Below are 15,632 nucleotides of genomic sequence, written 5' to 3'. Positions count from 1 at the left end.
GAGCGTGTCCTTGATCGCTTCCGACCAATTCCGCATCGTTGTCGGCCTCGGCAAGAGCGGCATGTCCCTGGTTCGCTTCCTGGCGAGCCGGGGCATTGCCTTTGCGGTCGCCGACACCCGCGAGCAACCGCCGGAACTGGACACCCTGCGCCGTGATTACCCGCAGGTGGAAGTGCGCTGTGGTGAACTGGACGTGGACTTCCTGTGCCGCGCCAACGAGCTGTACGTCAGCCCCGGCCTGGCCCTGGCCACCCCGGCCCTGCAGCAGGCGGCCGCGCGTGGGGTGAAGTTGTCCGGTGACATCGAACTGTTCGCCCGCCACGCCAAGGCCCCGATCATTGCCATCAGTGGCTCCAACGCCAAGAGCACCGTCACCACCCTGGTTGGCGAAATGGCCGCCAAGGCGGGCAAGCGCGTGGCGGTGGGCGGCAACCTCGGTACCCCGGCGCTGGACCTGCTGGCCGATGACGTCGAGCTTTACGTGCTGGAACTGTCCAGCTTCCAGCTGGAAACCACCGATCAGCTCAACGCCGAAGTGGCCACCGTGCTGAACATCAGCGAAGACCACATGGACCGCTACAGCGGCCTGCCGGCCTACCACCTGGCCAAGCACCGGATCTTCCGTGGTGCCCGCCAGGTCGTGGTCAACCGCCAGGACGCCCTGAGCCGGCCGCTGCCGGTGGAAGGCCGCCCATGCTGGACCTTCGGTCTCAACCAACCGGATTTCAAGGCCTTCGGCCTGCGCGAAGTGGACGGCGAGAAATACCTGGCGTTCGAGTTCCAGGCGCTGATGCCGGCGCGTGAGCTGAAGATTCGTGGCGCCCACAACCAGAGCAACGCCCTGGCGGCACTGGCCCTGGGGCATGCTGCCGGCCTGCCGTTCGAACCGATGCTCGAGGCGCTGCGCGAGTTCGGCGGCCTGGCCCACCGTTGCCAGTGGGTGCGCGAGCGCAACGGCGTGAACTGGTACGACGATTCCAAGGCCACCAACGTCGGTGCTGCCCTGGCCGCGATCGAAGGCCTGGGTGCCGACATCGAAGGCAAACTGGTGCTGATCGCCGGTGGCGACGGCAAGGGCGCCGACTTCGCCGCGTTGCGCGAGCCGGTCAAGCGCTTCTGCCGTGCCGTGGTACTGCTTGGCCGTGATGCCGAGCGCCTGGCCGAAGCCCTGGGTGACGGCGTGCAACTGGTCCGCGTCAAGACCCTTGACGACGCCGTGCAGCAATGCGCCGAACTGGCCCAGGCGGGTGATGCCGTGCTGCTGTCGCCGGCGTGCGCCAGCCTCGACATGTTCAAGAACTTCGAAGAGCGCGGGCGCCTGTTCGCCCAGGCAGCGGGAGGTCTTGCATGATCTTTGGCATCCTCAAGCCCTATCCGTCGCCGCTGATCAGCGGCCGTGGCATCGACCTGGACTTCGCGATGCTCGCCGGCTGCCTGGCTTTGCTGGGCCTGGGCCTGGTGATGATCACCTCGGCGTCCTCGGAAGTGGCTGCGGTGCAGTCTGGCAACCCGCTTTACCACATGTTCCGCCACTTGGTGTACGTGTTCCTTGGGCTGGTCGCCTGTGGCGCCACCATGCTGGTGCCGATCGCCACCTGGCAGCGTATGGGCTTCCTGATGCTCCTGGGGGCCTTCGGCCTGCTGGTGCTGGTGCTGGTGCCGGGTATCGGCCGCGAAGTGAACGGTTCCATGCGCTGGATCGGCTTCAGCTTCTTCAACGTGCAGCCTTCGGAAATAGCCAAGGTGTTCGTGGTCATCTACCTGGCCGGCTACCTGGTGCGCCGGCAGACCGAGGTACGCGAAACCTGGATGGGCTTCTTCAAGCCATTCATCGTGCTGCTGCCCATGGCTGCCCTGCTGCTGATGGAGCCGGACTTCGGTGCCACCGTGGTGATGATGGGCGCGGCGGCGGCCATGCTGTTCCTCGGCGGGGTGGGGCTGTTCCGCTTCAGCCTGATGGTGGTGTTGGCGGTGGTTGCGGTGTTCGTCCTGGTACAGGCGCAGCCTTACCGTATGGCTCGCCTGATTACCTTTACCGACCCGTGGTCCGACCAGTTCGGCTCGGGCTACCAGCTGACCCAGGCGCTGATTGCCTTCGGCCGTGGCGAGTGGTTCGGCGTTGGTCTGGGCAACAGCGTGCAGAAGCAGTTCTACCTGCCTGAAGCGCACACCGACTTCGTGTTCTCGGTACTGGCCGAAGAACTTGGCGTGGTCGGCTCGCTGCTGACTATCGCGCTGTTCGTATTCGTGACTGTGCGTGCCCTGTATATCGGCCTGTGGGCTGAAAAAGCCAAACAGTTCTTTGCCGCTTATGTTGCGTTCGGCCTGGCCTTCCTGTGGATCGGCCAGTTCCTGATCAACATCGGTGTGAACGTCGGCCTGCTGCCGACCAAGGGCCTGACCCTGCCGTTCCTCAGCTACGGGGGCAGCTCGCTGGTGATCTGCTGTGCCTGCGTGGGCCTGTTGCTGCGCATCGAGTGGGAAAGCCGTACGCACCTGGGTAGTGAGGAGCACGAATTCAGCGAAAGCGATTTTGCCGAGGAGACCAATCATGGCCGCTGACGGCAGGAACGTACTGATCATGGCGGGCGGCACCGGGGGCCACGTGTTCCCGGCCCTGGCCTGCGCCCGTGAATTCCAGGCGCGCGGTTACAGCGTGCACTGGCTGGGCACCCCGCGTGGCATCGAGAACGAACTGGTGCCCCAGGCCGGCCTGCCGTTGCATCTGATCCAGGTCAGCGGCCTTCGCGGCAAGGGCAAGCTGTCGTTGCTCAAGGCGCCGTTCACCCTGGTCAAGGCCGTGCTGCAGGCGCGGCGTATCGTGCGTGAGCTCAAGCCGGTATGCGTGGTCGGCTTCGGTGGCTATGTGACCGGCCCAGGCGGCGTGGCCGCGCGCCTGTGCAGCGTACCGCTGGTGATCCACGAGCAGAACGCCCGCGCCGGTACTACCAACCGCCTGCTGCTGCCGCTGGCTGCCCGCGTGTGCGAAGCCTTCCCGGCCACCTTCGCCGCCAGCGACAAACTGCGCACGACCGGCAACCCGGTGCGCCCGGAGCTGTTCATGGACGCCCTGCGCGCGCCGCTGGCCGAGCGCCGTGCGCGCCTGCTGGTGATGGGCGGCAGCCTGGGGGCGGAACCATTGAACAAATTGTTGCCTAAGGCCCTGTCCGAAGTGCCCCCCGCGCTGCGGCCAGAGGTCTTCCACCAGGCCGGCAAGCAACACGCGCCGGCCACCGCCGAGCGTTATCGCGAGGCGGGCGTCGAGGCTCAGGTAGAGCCTTTCATCAAGGACATGGCCCAAGCCTATGGCTGGGCCGACATTGTGGTGTGCCGGGCCGGCGCCTTGACCGTCAGTGAGCTGGCGGCAGCGGGCCTGCCTTCGATGCTGGTGCCATTGCCCCATGCGATCGACGACCACCAGACCCACAACGCCCAATATCTGGCCCGGGAAGGCGCTGCCTTCCTGATGCCACAAGCGACAACTGGCGCAGCGCAGCTCGCTGAACGCCTGAACGAGGTGCTGATGCAACCCGAGAAACTCAACGTCATGGCAGGCACCGCACGGCGCCTGGCCAAACCTGCCGCAACCAGCACCGTGGTCGATATCTGCCTGGAGGTGGCCCATGGTTGAAAGCCAGAAAGCCATGCCCCAGCCAAAGATGGGCCGTATCCGCCGTATCCACTTCGTCGGTATCGGCGGCGTGGGCATGTGCGGCATTGCCGAAGTGTTGCTGAACCTGGGCTATGAAGTGTCCGGTTCCGACCTGAAGGCTTCGCCGGTCACCGAGCGTCTGGAGTCGTTCGGCGCCGAGATTTTCGTCGGCCACCGCGCCGAGAACGCCGCCACTGCCGATGTGCTGGTGGTTTCCAGCGCTATCAACCCAGCCAACCCGGAAGTCGCCACCGCCCTCGAGCGGCGCATTCCGGTGGTGCCGCGTGCCGAGATGCTCGCCGAGCTGATGCGCTACCGGCATGGCGTGGCCGTTGCCGGCACTCATGGCAAGACCACCACCACCAGCCTGCTGGCCTCGGTGTTCGCCGCCGGTGGCCTGGACCCGACCTTCGTCATCGGTGGCCGCCTGACCGCTGCCGGCACCAATGCCCAGCTGGGTACCAGCCGCTACCTGATTGCCGAAGCAGACGAGAGCGATGCCAGCTTCCTGCACCTGCAGCCGATGGTGGCCGTGGTCACCAACATCGACGCCGACCACATGGCGACCTACGAAGGTGACTTCAACAAGTTGAAGAAAACCTTTGTCGAATTCCTGCACAACCTGCCGTTCTACGGCCTGGCCGTTATGTGCCTGGACGACCCGGTGGTGCGCGAGATCCTGCCACAGGTCAAGCGCCCGACCGTGACCTATGGCTTCAGCGACGAGGCTGACGTCCGCGCCATCAACGTTCGCCAGATGGGCATGCAGACCCACTTCACCGTGCTGCGTCGTGATCGCGAGCCGCTGGAGGTGTCGGTGAACATGCCCGGTAACCACAACGTGCTCAACGCCTTGGCCACCATCGCCATCGCCACCGACGAAGGCATCACTGACGAAGCCATCGTCCAGGGCCTGTCCGGGTTCCAGGGCGTCGGCCGCCGCTTCCAGGTGTACGGCGAACTGCCGGTCGAAGGCGGCAGCGTGATGCTGGTCGACGACTACGGCCACCACCCGACCGAAGTGGCTGCGGTGATCCAGGCCGTGCGCGGCGGTTGGCCAAGCCGCCGCCTGGTGATCGTCTACCAGCCGCACCGCTACAGCCGTACCCGCGACCTGTACGACGATTTCGTCCAGGTGCTGGGCGATGCCAACGTGCTGCTGCTGATGGAAGTCTACCCGGCTGGCGAAGAGCCGATCCCCGGCGCCGACAGCCGCCAGCTGTGCCACAGCATCCGCCAGCGCGGCAAGCTGGACCCGATCTACATCGAACGTGGTGTCGACCTTGCGCCACTGGTCAAGCCACTGCTGCGCGCTGGCGACATCCTGATCTGCCAAGGTGCCGGTGATGTCGGCGGCCTGGCCCCTCAATTGATGAAAAGCCCGCTGTTCGCTGGCGCCAAGCAGGAGAAGTCGAAATGACCAGCGCCTACGACAAACTGCACTCGACCCTGGACGTCAAGGCGTTCGGCCGCGTCGCGGTGCTGTACGGCGGCAAGAGCGCCGAGCGCGAAGTGTCGCTCAAGTCCGGCGCCGCAGTGATCGACGCGCTGACCACCGCCGGTGTCGACGTGGTCGCCATCGACGTGGGTGACGACCTGCTCGACCGCCTGCAAAGCGAAAAGATCGACCGCGCCTTCATCATCCTCCATGGCCGTGGCGGTGAAGACGGCAGCATGCAAGGCCTGCTCGAGTGCCTTGGCATTCCCTATACCGGCAGTGGCATCCTTGCCTCGGCACTGGCCATGGACAAGCTGCGCACCAAGCAAGTGTGGCAGAGCCTGGGCATTCCGACCCCGCGCCACGCGGTGCTGGCGAGCGAAAGCGATTGTTTGCAGGCCAGTACGGAACTGGGCTTCCCGCTTATCGTCAAACCCGCCCATGAAGGTTCCAGCATCGGCATGGCCAAGGTGAACAGCGCCCAGGAACTGGTCGCCGCCTGGCAGGATGCCGCCCGATACGATTCCCAGGTACTGGTGGAACAGTGGATCCACGGGCCGGAGTTCACCGTCGCGGTATTGCGCGGCCAGGTGCTGCCGCCGATCGCCCTGGGTACGCCGCACGTGTTCTACGACTACGACGCCAAGTACATCGCCAACGATACCCAGTATCGCATTCCCTGCGGCTTGGACAGCGTCAAGGAACAGGAACTGATCGACCTGACCGCGCGTGCCTGCGATGCCATCGGCATCGAAGGCTGGGGGCGGCTGGACGTGATGCAGGACGAGCAGGGCCGGTTCTGGCTGCTCGAAGTCAACACCGCACCCGGCATGACCGACCATAGCCTGGTGCCCATGGCGGCCCGCGCGGCCGGCCTGGACTTCCAGCAACTGGTGCTGGCGATCCTGGCCGAGAGCGTGGCGACGCGAGGTTAAAACCATGCAAGGCGCGATGATACGTCAGCAGCAACCCGTTACCGGCCGTAGCAAGCCGGTGCCGCGTGGTGCCAGCAGGCTGGTGGCCGACGAGCCCGTATCGGCGCGCCTGCCGCGGCCAAGCCTGGGTGGCCTCAAGCGCCTGTTGTGGCCGGTGCTGTTGGTGGCGGCCGGTTTTGGCGCCTACGAGGGCGCCATTCGCCTGATGCCATATGCCGACCGGCCGATCACCAAGATCGACGTGCAGGGCGACCTCAGCTACATCAGCCAGCAGTCGGTGCAGCAGCGTATCGCGCCCTATGTGGCAGCGAGCTTCTTCAGCGTCGACCTGCCGGCGATGCGCGCAGAACTCGAGCAGATGCCGTGGATCGCCCATGCAGAAGTGCGCCGGGTGTGGCCAGACGAGGTGGTGATCCGCCTGGAAGAACAGTTGCCGGTGGCGCGCTGGGGTGACGAAGCCTTGCTCAACAACCAGGGCCAGGCTTTCACCCCGCGCGAACTGGCCAACTACGAGCACCTGCCGCAGCTGGCCGGGCCGCAGCGTGCTCAGCAACAAGTCATGCAGCAGTATCAGGTATTGAGCCAGATGCTGCGCCCCCTGGGCTTTTCCATCGCTCGCCTGGAGCTGCGCGAGCGAGGCAGTTGGTTCCTGACCACGGGCGCGAGCAGCGCCGGGCCGGGCATCGAGCTGCTGTTGGGGCGCGACCATCTGGTGGAGAAGATGCGCCGTTTCATTGCCATTTACGACAAGACACTCAAAGACCAGATCACCACTATCGCCCGCATTGATCTGCGTTACTCCAACGGACTTGCCGTTGGTTGGCGGGAACCGATTGCACCGACGACGGCCCAACCCGCCGTTGCGAAGAATTAGAGAGAGGCAGGACCATGGCAAACGCGCATAGCGGCAAAATGATCGTCGGGCTGGACATCGGCACCTCCAAGGTGGTGGCGCTGGTGGGTGAAGTGGGCGAGGACGGCACCCTGGAAATCGTCGGGATCGGTACTCATCCGTCCCGCGGCCTGAAAAAAGGCGTGGTGGTGAACATCGAGTCCACCGTGCAGTCGATCCAGCGCGCCGTGGAAGAAGCGCAGCTGATGGCCGGCTGCCGCATCCACTCGGCCTTCGTCGGCGTGGCCGGCAACCACATCCGCAGCCTGAACTCCCACGGCATCGTCGCCATCCGCGACCGCGAGGTCAGCCTGGCCGACCTGGAGCGCGTACTCGACGCCGCCCAGGCCGTTGCCATCCCGGCCGACCAGCGCGTGCTGCACACCCTGCCGCAGGACTACGTGATCGACAACCAGGAAGGCGTGCGCGAGCCGCTGGGCATGTCTGGCGTACGTCTGGAAGCCAAGGTCCACGTGGTCACCTGCGCGGTCAACGCGGCGCAGAACATCGAGAAGTGCGTACGCCGTTGCGGCCTGGAAATCGACGACATCATCCTCGAGCAGTTGGCCTCGGCCTACTCGGTGCTGACCGACGATGAAAAAGAGCTGGGCGTGTGCCTGGTGGACATCGGCGGTGGCACTACCGACATCGCCATCTTCACCGAGGGCGCGATCCGTCACACCGCGGTGATCCCGATTGCCGGCGACCAGGTGACCAACGACATCGCCATGGCGCTGCGTACTCCGACCCAGTACGCCGAAGAAATCAAGATCCGCTACGCCTGCGCCCTGGCCAAACTGGCTGGCGCCGGCGAGACCATCAAGGTGCCGAGCGTGGGCGATCGCCCACCGCGCGAGCTGTCGCGCCAGGCCCTGGCCGAGGTGGTGGAGCCACGTTACGACGAGCTCTTCACCCTGATCCAGGCCGAACTGCGCCGCAGTGGTTATGAGGACCTGGTGCCGGCCGGCATCGTCCTCACCGGCGGCACCGCGAAGATGGAAGGCGCCGTGGAACTGGCCGAGGAGATCTTCCACATGCCGGTACGCCTGGGCGTACCGCACAGCGTTCGGGGGCTCAGCGACGTGGTTCGCAACCCGATCTATTCCACCGGCGTGGGCTTGCTCACCTACGGCCTGCAGAAGCAGACCGAAGACCTGCCCCTGACCGGTAACAGCAGCAACAACAGCTATGGCGATGAACCGAAGGCTCCAGTGCTTGAACGCTTCAAGCGCTGGGTCCAGGGCAATTTCTAAGTTTCAAAGCAGTAGTGGTAGGCGCGACAACTAGAGAACTGTAAGGAGAGGGAAAATGTTCGAGCTCGTAGACAACGTCCCGCAAAGCCCGGTCATCAAAGTGATCGGTGTTGGCGGTGGTGGCGGCAACGCCGTCAACCACATGGTCAAGAGCAGCATCGAAGGCGTGGAATTCATCTGCGCCAACACCGATGCCCAGGCGCTGAAGAACATCGGCGCGCGCACCATCCTGCAATTGGGCACTGGCGTGACCAAGGGCCTGGGTGCCGGTGCCAATCCGGAAGTCGGCCGTCAGGCCGCGCTGGAAGACCGTGAGCGCATCGCTGAAGTGCTGCAGGGCACCAACATGGTGTTCATCACCACTGGCATGGGCGGCGGTACCGGTACCGGTGCAGCGCCGATCATCGCCGAAGTGGCCAAGGAAATGGGCATTCTCACCGTTGCCGTGGTGACCCGTCCGTTCCCGTTCGAAGGCCGCAAGCGCATGCAGATCGCCGATGAAGGCATCCGCATGCTGGCCGAAAGCGTCGACTCGTTGATCACCATCCCCAACGAGAAGCTGCTGACCATCCTGGGCAAGGATGCCAGCCTGTTGTCCGCCTTCGCCAAGGCCGACGACGTACTGGCCGGTGCCGTGCGCGGTATCTCCGATATCATCAAGCGCCCGGGAATGATCAACGTCGACTTCGCCGACGTGCGTACCGTGATGGGTGAAATGGGCATGGCCATGATGGGTACTGGCTGCGCCAGCGGCCCGAACCGTGCACGTGAAGCCACCGAGGCAGCGATCCGCAACCCGCTGCTGGAAGACGTCAACCTGCAGGGCGCCCGCGGCATCCTGGTGAACATCACCGCAGGCCCTGACCTGTCGCTGGGCGAGTACTCCGATGTGGGTAGCATCATCGAAGCCTTCGCCTCCGACCACGCCATGGTCAAGGTCGGCACCGTGATTGACCCTGACATGCGTGACGAGCTGCACGTGACCGTAGTGGCCACTGGCTTGGGCGCGCGCATCGAGAAGCCTGTGAAGGTGGTCGACAACACCCTGCAGACTGCCCAGCAGGTGTACGAGGCCTCCAACCCGGCGCCGGTTCGCCAGGAGCAGCCTGCGGTCAACTACCGTGACCTGGAGCGCCCGACCGTAATGCGCAACCAGGCTCATGCAGGTGCTGCTGCAGCCGCTAAACTGAACCCTCAGGATGACCTGGACTACCTTGATATCCCGGCATTCCTGCGTCGTCAGGCTGATTAATGGAATTTATCAGGGGTATAAAGGTGATTGGTATTCATCAAAGGTTGGGTCTGTTATCATCCCCAGCCTTTGTTGATACCTGTTCGCAATTTGCGCTGAAGCGGCCAATGCCATGATTAAACAACGCACCCTGAAGAATACCATCCGTGCCACAGGTGTCGGTCTGCACTCCGGGGAGAAGGTTTACCTGACCCTCAAGCCTGCACCTGTTGACACCGGCATCGTCTTCCGCCGCGCCGACCTCGACCCTGTGGTCGAAATCCCGGCGCGCGCGGCCAACGTCGGCGAGACAACCATGTCGACGACGCTGGTCAACGGTGACGTCAAGGTCGATACGGTCGAGCACCTGCTCTCCGCCATGGCGGGCCTGGGCATCGATAACGCCTACGTCGAGCTCTCCGCCTCGGAAGTGCCGATCATGGATGGCAGCGCCGGACCCTTTGTATTCCTGATTCAGTCTGCCGGCCTGGAAGAACAGGACGCAGCCAAGAAGTTCATCCGCATCCTGCGTGAGGTAACCGTGGAAGAGGGCGACAAGCGCGCCACTTTCCTGCCTTTCGACGGCTTCAAGGTGAGCTTCGAGATCGACTTCGATCATCCGGTCCTCAAGGGCCAGACCCAGAGTGCGGTCGTCGACTTCTCCAGCACCTCGTTCGTGAAGGAAGTCAGCCGCGCCCGTACCTTCGGCTTCATGCGTGACATCGAGTACCTGCGCAAGCACAACCTTGCGCTGGGTGGCAGTGTCGAGAACGCCATCGTGGTCGACGAGACCGGTGTGCTCAACGAAGACGGCCTTCGTTCCGATGACGAATTCGTCAAGCACAAGATCCTCGACGCCATTGGCGACCTTTATCTGCTGGGCAACAGCCTGATCGGCGAGTTCAAGGGCTACAAGTCCGGCCACGCGCTGAACAACCAGCTGTTGCGCAAGCTGATTGCCGAAACCGATGCCTGGGAAGTGGTCACCTTCGAAGATGCCAGCACGGCACCGATCTCGTACATGCGCCCTGTTGCGGCCGTGTAAGTTCGAACACTCTCTAGTTCATTAAGGCCACCTTCGGGTGGCCTTTTTTATGGCTTGTCACGGGCGTGGGCGGCCAATCGTTCCAGTGCTGCACGCAGCTTGGGGTCAGTGATGCCCTCGGCGGTATCGCGCAGGCTCTCGGCTGCGTTATTGGACAGTTCTGCGGCATTGCCGCCACGCTTGGCTGGCACCAGCGGTGGCTGGACCTTGTACAGGATGCGCCTGAGGTTGGCGAATGCCTCCATGGCCTGTAATGCAGACATCAAGCGTTTCTGCTGATAGCGCAGGCGGGTTGCCCAATGGCCGTCGGTCACCACCAGCAACAATGTGCCATCGCGCCACGACGCCACATGGCAGTGCTCGCGGGCGGCCGGTTGCAGCTGGCTTTCCAGCAGGCGCTGCAGGTGCTCCAGGCGTTCGGCCTGGTTCAGCAGCAGGCGCAGCGGGCGGACCTGGCGGAGCAGGGCCGAGGGCGGCTGGGCGGGGGAGGGTTTGTAGGCCATGGGGGTACGCATGAGGTTACATGGTCCGCAGTCTAACATCTCTATAGCCTGCACTGGCCTCTTCGCGGGTGAACCCGCTCCCACAGGTACCGCACTGCCCTTGATGTGTAGGTGATCCTGTGGGAGCGGGTTTACCCGCGAAGTGGCCGGCACAGATAACAAAAGACAAGACTCATTCTCGATACGTTTCATCTTCCCGAACCTTGAACTCAGGGAAAATGCCCCTATCTAAAACAAGCCCCCGCCAAAACGCTGTCCAAGCATCGTGGAAATCCACCACTTTCCTCACCATCGTTTCCGGGTAGAATGCTCGTTCGCATGCGGCCTCAGGGCTGCACGGGCGACTCATGGGGCCGCCCTCCATCCCTACGTGTGGAAGATCCTGCCGATATGTTTGCGCCTTTGTTAAAGAAACTTTTTGGAAGCAAGAACGAGCGTGAAGTCAAACGCATGCTCAAGACGGTGAACATCGTCAATGCTCTCGAAGAGAAGATGGTGGCCCTCTCCGACGAGCAACTGCGGGGCAAGACCGCAGAGTTCAAGGAGCGCCTGGCCAAAGGCGAGACACTGGACCAGTTGCTGCCTGAAGCCTTCGCCGTGGCCCGTGAGGCCGGCAAGCGCGTGATGGGCATGCGCCACTTCGACGTGCAGCTGATCGGTGGCATGACCCTGCACGAGGGCATGATCGCAGAAATGCGTACCGGTGAAGGCAAGACCTTGGTCGGTACCCTGGCCGTGTATCTCAACGCATTGTCCGGCAAGGGCGTGCACGTGGTCACCGTCAACGACTACCTGGCCCGCCGCGACGCCAACTGGATGCGCCCGCTGTACGAGTTCCTCGGCCTGTCGGTCGGCATCGTCTCGGCCTTCCAGCCGCCGGAAGAAAAGCGTGCCGCCTACGCGTCCGACATCACCTACGGTACCAACAACGAATTCGGTTTCGACTACCTGCGCGACAACATGGCGTTCAGCCAGGAAGAGAAGTTCCAGCGTGAACTGAACTTCGCCGTGATCGACGAAGTCGACTCCATCCTCATCGACGAAGCGCGTACCCCGCTGATCATTTCCGGCCAGGCCGAGGACAGCTCCAAGCTGTACATCGAGATCAACCGTCTGATCCCGCGCCTTACCCAGCACATCGAGGAAGTGGAAGGCCAGGTCACCCAGGAAGGCCACTTCACCATTGACGAAAAGAGCCGTCAGGTCGAGCTGAACGAAGCCGGTCACCAGTTCATCGAAGAGATGCTCACCCAGTCCGGCCTGCTGGCCGAGGGCGAGAGCCTGTATTCGGCGCATAACCTGAGCCTGCTGACCCACGTCTATGCTGGCCTGCGCGCGCACAAGCTGTTCCACCGCAACATCGAGTACATCGTCCAGGACGGCCAGGTCCTGCTGATCGACGAGCACACCGGCCGTACCATGCCGGGCCGCCGTCTGTCCGAAGGCCTGCACCAGGCCATCGAAGCAAAAGAGAACCTGAACATCCAGGCCGAGAGCCAGACCCTGGCTTCGACTACCTTCCAGAACTACTTCCGCCTGTACACCAAGCTGTCCGGCATGACCGGTACCGCTGACACCGAAGCGTTCGAGTTCCAGTCGATCTATGGTCTCAACGTGATGGTCATTCCGCCGAACAAACCGTTGGCACGTAAAGACTTCAACGACCTGGTGTACCTGACCGCCGACGAGAAATACGCCGCGATCATCGCCGACATCAAGGAAAGCATGAAGCAGGGTCGCCCGGTGCTGGTGGGTACTGCGACCATCGAAACCTCCGAGCATATGTCCAACCTCCTGAAGAAGGAAGGTATCGACCACAAGGTGCTCAACGCCAAGTACCACGAGAAGGAAGCCGAGATCATCGCGCAAGCCGGTGCGCCAGGTGCCCTGACCATCGCCACCAACATGGCCGGCCGTGGTACCGACATCCTGCTGGGCGGTAACTGGGAAGCCGAAGTGGCAGCCCTGGAAAACCCGACCGCCGAGCAGATCGCCCAGATCAAGGCCGACTGGCAGAAGCGTCACCAGCAGGTGATCGAGTCGGGTGGCCTGCACGTGATCGCTTCCGAGCGCCACGAATCGCGCCGTATCGACAACCAGCTGCGTGGCCGTTCCGGCCGTCAGGGCGACCCGGGCTCCAGCCGCTTCTACCTGTCGCTGGAAGACAGCCTGATGCGTATCTTCGCCTCTGACCGGGTGAAGAACTTCATGAAGGCGCTGGGCATGCAGTCCGGCGAGGCCATCGAGCACCGCATGGTCACCAACGCCATCGAGAAGGCCCAGCGCAAGGTCGAAGGCCGCAACTTCGACATCCGCAAGCAGTTGCTGGAATACGACGACGTGGCCAACGAGCAGCGCAAGGTGATCTACCACATGCGCAACAGCCTGCTGGCCGCCGAGAACATCGGCGACACCATCGTCGAATTCCGCAAGGAAGTACTGGACGCTACCATCAGCCAGCACATTCCGCCGCAGTCGCTGCCCGAACAGTGGGACGTGGCCGGCCTGGAGGCTGCGCTGGCCAGCGATTTCGCCATGAAGCTGCCGATCCAGCAGTGGCTCGACGAGGACGATCACCTCTACGAAGAGACCCTGCGCGAGAAGCTGCTGAACGAAATCACCACCGCGTACACCGAGAAGGAAGACCAGGCCGGTATCGAAGCCCTGCGTACCTTCGAGAAGCAGATCCTGCTGCGTGTGCTGGATGACCTGTGGAAAGACCACCTGTCGACCATGGACCACCTGCGTCACGGTATCCACCTGCGTGGTTATGCGCAGAAAAACCCGAAGCAGGAGTACAAGCGCGAATCCTTCAGCCTGTTCCAGGAGCTGCTCGAGTCGATCAAGCGCGACACCATCCGTGTGCTGTCGCACGTTCAGGTACGCCGCGAAGACCCGGTCGAAGAGGAAGCCCGCCTGCGCCGCGAGGCCGAGGAACTGGCCAGCCGCATGCAGTTCCAGCATGCCGCTGCTCCGGGCCTGGAAAGCGAGCAGCTGAACGAGGAGGGCGCCGAAGTGGCCGTTGCCTCGGCACCGGTGCGCAACGAGCAGAAGCTGGGCCGCAACGAGCCGTGCTGGTGTGGTTCGGGCAAGAAGTTCAAGCATTGCCACGGGCAGATCGAGTGATCTGACCAGGCTGTTGTAACCTGAAACATCCGGGGCCGCTTTGCGGCCCATTCGCGGCACAAGGCCGCTCCTACAGGGACCGCGCCCGCCCCAATGGTTGCGATGTCCTTGTAGGAGCGGCCTTGTGCCGCGAATGGGGCGCGAAGCGGCCCCGCTCTTCCATCACCTGTTCACCGTATTTTCTAGGAGCGCTCTAATGGCTGTTGGTCTTGGTCCTTTGCCCACCCTGCACCCGGTTCCGGGTTTTGAACTCGGCATCGCTTCTGCCGGCATCAAGCGCCCTGGGCGCAAGGATGTGGTGGTCATGCGCTGCGCCGAAGGCTCCAGCGTGGCTGGCGTGTTCACCCTCAACGCCTTCTGCGCAGCGCCGGTGATCCTGTCCAAGCAGCGTGTGCAGGGCACCGTGCGCTATCTGCTGACCAACACTGGTAACGCCAACGCCGGCACCGGCGCGCCAGGCCTGGCCGCCGCCGAGCGCACCTGCGCCAAGCTGGCCGAACTGGCCGGCGTACCGGCCGAGTCGGTACTGCCATTCTCCACCGGCGTGATCGGCGAGCCGCTGCCGGTCGAGAAGATCGAAGGCGCACTGCAGGCCGCCCTCGACAACCTGTCGGAAAACCACTGGGCTGAAGCTGCCACCGGCATCATGACCACCGACACCCTGCCCAAGGGGGCCAGCCGCCAGTTCCAGCACGATGGCGTGACGGTTACCGTCACCGGCATCAGCAAGGGTGCAGGCATGATCCGCCCGAACATGGCCACCATGCTCGGCTACATCGCCACCGACGCCAAGGTTGCCCCGGCGGTGCTCAAGGACCTGATGCTGGACGGCGCCAACAAGTCGTTCAACCGCATCACCATCGATGGCGACACCTCGACCAACGACTGCTGCATGCTGATTGCCACTGGCAAGGCCAACCTGCCGGAAGTCACCGAAGCCAGCGGCGCACTGTTCGAAGCGCTGAAAAAGGCAGTGTTCGAAGTGTGCATGGAAGTGGCCCAAGCCATCGTCCGTGACGGCGAAGGCGCCACCAAGTTCGTTACCGTGCAGGTCAACGGCGGTGGCAACCACCAGGAATGCCTGGACGTCGGCTACGCCGTGGCCCACTCGCCGCTGATCAAGACTGCGCTGTTCGCTTCCGACCCCAACTGGGGCCGTATCCTCGCCGCCGTCGGCCGTGCCGGCGTACCGGAGCTGGACGTGAGCCTGATCGATGTGTACCTGGACAGCGTGTGCATTGCCAGCAAAGGCGGCCGTAGCCCGAGCTACACCGAAGACCAGGGCGCCAAGGTTATGGCCCAGGAAGAGATCACCATCCGTATCGAGCTGGGCCGTGGCCAGTGCAGCGAAACCATCTGGACCACCGACCTGTCCCACGAGTACGTGAAGATCAACGCCGAGTACCGTACCTGATGTAATTGGGGCCGCTTTGCGGCCCATCGCTACACAAGGCCGCTCCCACAAGGACCTGCGTACGCCGCCCCATGTGGGAGCGGCCTTGTGTCGCGAAAGGGCTGCAGAGCAGCCCCAGAATTCCCAAACGATGGAGCCGAACC

At 63.5% G+C, this 15,632-nt stretch carries 12 protein-coding genes; 11 read left to right on the top strand and 1 reads right to left on the bottom strand.

What is annotated here, in order from left to right; genetic code table 11:
* The first annotated feature begins 4 nt into the window (after window positions 1-4).
* The 9 genes from murD to lpxC all read left to right on the top strand — a co-directional run bounded on the left by murD (window position 5) and on the right by lpxC (window position 10,446).
* Window positions 5-1,351, top strand: a complete 1,347-nt coding sequence (murD, locus tag RR51_RS06590; RefSeq protein ID WP_039613069.1) for a UDP-N-acetylmuramoyl-L-alanine--D-glutamate ligase — start codon at window positions 5-7, stop codon at window positions 1,349-1,351.
* Window positions 1,348-2,562, top strand: coding sequence for a putative lipid II flippase FtsW (gene ftsW, locus RR51_RS06585; protein WP_015271709.1), 1,215 nt, complete (start codon window positions 1,348-1,350; stop codon window positions 2,560-2,562). Before murD ends, ftsW begins: the two co-directional genes overlap by 4 nt.
* Window positions 2,552-3,631 (top strand): undecaprenyldiphospho-muramoylpentapeptide beta-N-acetylglucosaminyltransferase, encoded by a 1,080-nt coding sequence (gene murG, locus RR51_RS06580; protein ID WP_039612998.1) that lies wholly within the window; start codon window positions 2,552-2,554, stop codon window positions 3,629-3,631. Before ftsW ends, murG begins: the two co-directional genes overlap by 11 nt.
* Window positions 3,624-5,072, top strand: a complete 1,449-nt coding sequence (gene murC, locus RR51_RS06575; RefSeq protein WP_003260781.1) for a UDP-N-acetylmuramate--L-alanine ligase — start codon at window positions 3,624-3,626, stop codon at window positions 5,070-5,072. The genes murG and murC overlap by 8 nt, the downstream gene beginning before the upstream one ends.
* Window positions 5,069-6,025, top strand: coding sequence for a D-alanine--D-alanine ligase (locus RR51_RS06570; RefSeq protein ID WP_015271707.1), 957 nt, complete (start codon window positions 5,069-5,071; stop codon window positions 6,023-6,025). The genes murC and RR51_RS06570 overlap by 4 nt, the downstream gene beginning before the upstream one ends.
* A 4-nt stretch (window positions 6,026-6,029) precedes the next feature.
* The gene (locus tag RR51_RS06565; RefSeq protein ID WP_012274056.1) at window positions 6,030-6,899 is read left to right on the top strand and encodes a cell division protein FtsQ/DivIB; all 870 of its coding nucleotides are present in this window, start codon (window positions 6,030-6,032) and stop codon (window positions 6,897-6,899) included.
* Window positions 6,900-6,913: 14 nt separating this feature from the next.
* Window positions 6,914-8,170 (top strand): cell division protein FtsA, encoded by a 1,257-nt coding sequence (ftsA, locus tag RR51_RS06560; RefSeq protein WP_015271706.1) that lies wholly within the window; start codon window positions 6,914-6,916, stop codon window positions 8,168-8,170.
* Window positions 8,171-8,225: 55 nt separating this feature from the next.
* Window positions 8,226-9,422, top strand: coding sequence for a cell division protein FtsZ (gene ftsZ / locus RR51_RS06555; protein WP_003260772.1), 1,197 nt, complete (start codon window positions 8,226-8,228; stop codon window positions 9,420-9,422).
* A gap of 112 nt (window positions 9,423-9,534) precedes the next feature.
* Window positions 9,535-10,446 carry a UDP-3-O-acyl-N-acetylglucosamine deacetylase gene (gene lpxC / locus RR51_RS06550; RefSeq protein ID WP_003260771.1) on the top strand — a complete coding sequence of 304 codons (912 nt, stop codon included), beginning with the start codon at window positions 9,535-9,537 and terminating at the stop codon, window positions 10,444-10,446.
* A gap of 47 nt (window positions 10,447-10,493) precedes the next feature.
* On the opposite strand, the gene RR51_RS06545 is transcribed toward lpxC, so the two are convergent.
* Window positions 10,494-10,949, bottom strand: a complete 456-nt coding sequence (locus RR51_RS06545; RefSeq protein ID WP_023661964.1) for a DUF721 domain-containing protein — start codon at window positions 10,947-10,949, stop codon at window positions 10,494-10,496.
* Window positions 10,950-11,339: 390 nt separating this feature from the next.
* Between RR51_RS06545 and secA the strand changes: the two genes are divergently transcribed.
* Entirely contained in the window at window positions 11,340-14,075 is a 2,736-nt protein-coding gene (gene secA, locus RR51_RS06540; RefSeq protein WP_039612997.1) for a preprotein translocase subunit SecA, read from the top strand.
* A gap of 196 nt (window positions 14,076-14,271) precedes the next feature.
* Complete coding sequence (gene argJ, locus RR51_RS06535; RefSeq protein ID WP_023662147.1) at window positions 14,272-15,489, top strand: bifunctional glutamate N-acetyltransferase/amino-acid acetyltransferase ArgJ; 1,218 nt, start codon at window positions 14,272-14,274, stop codon at window positions 15,487-15,489.
* Window positions 15,490-15,632: the final 143 nt, after the last annotated feature.

This window comes from Pseudomonas sp. C5pp (assembly GCF_000814065.1).
Classification (GTDB): domain Bacteria; phylum Pseudomonadota; class Gammaproteobacteria; order Pseudomonadales; family Pseudomonadaceae; genus Aquipseudomonas; species Aquipseudomonas asiatica.
Note: the sequence above shows the minus strand (reverse complement) of the source record. Positions and strands in the feature narration are given on the sequence as shown.

Excerpts from the sequence above, each read along its gene's own strand:
- ftsW (WP_015271709.1), top strand. The coding sequence starts at position 1,348 with ATGATCTTTGGCATCCTCAAGCCCTATCCGTCGCCGCTGATCAGCGGC.
- murG (WP_039612998.1), top strand. The coding sequence starts at position 2,552 with ATGGCCGCTGACGGCAGGAACGTACTGATCATGGCGGGCGGCACCGGG.
- murC (WP_003260781.1), top strand. The coding sequence starts at position 3,624 with ATGGTTGAAAGCCAGAAAGCCATGCCCCAGCCAAAGATGGGCCGTATC.
- RR51_RS06570 (WP_015271707.1), top strand. The coding sequence starts at position 5,069 with ATGACCAGCGCCTACGACAAACTGCACTCGACCCTGGACGTCAAGGCG.
- RR51_RS06565 (WP_012274056.1), top strand. The coding sequence starts at position 6,030 with ATGCAAGGCGCGATGATACGTCAGCAGCAACCCGTTACCGGCCGTAGC.
- ftsA (WP_015271706.1), top strand. The coding sequence starts at position 6,914 with ATGGCAAACGCGCATAGCGGCAAAATGATCGTCGGGCTGGACATCGGC.
- ftsZ (WP_003260772.1), top strand. The coding sequence starts at position 8,226 with ATGTTCGAGCTCGTAGACAACGTCCCGCAAAGCCCGGTCATCAAAGTG.
- lpxC (WP_003260771.1), top strand. The coding sequence starts at position 9,535 with ATGATTAAACAACGCACCCTGAAGAATACCATCCGTGCCACAGGTGTC.
- RR51_RS06545 (WP_023661964.1), bottom strand. The coding sequence starts at position 10,949 with ATGGCCTACAAACCCTCCCCCGCCCAGCCGCCCTCGGCCCTGCTCCGC.
- secA (WP_039612997.1), top strand. The coding sequence starts at position 11,340 with ATGTTTGCGCCTTTGTTAAAGAAACTTTTTGGAAGCAAGAACGAGCGT.
- argJ (WP_023662147.1), top strand. The coding sequence starts at position 14,272 with ATGGCTGTTGGTCTTGGTCCTTTGCCCACCCTGCACCCGGTTCCGGGT.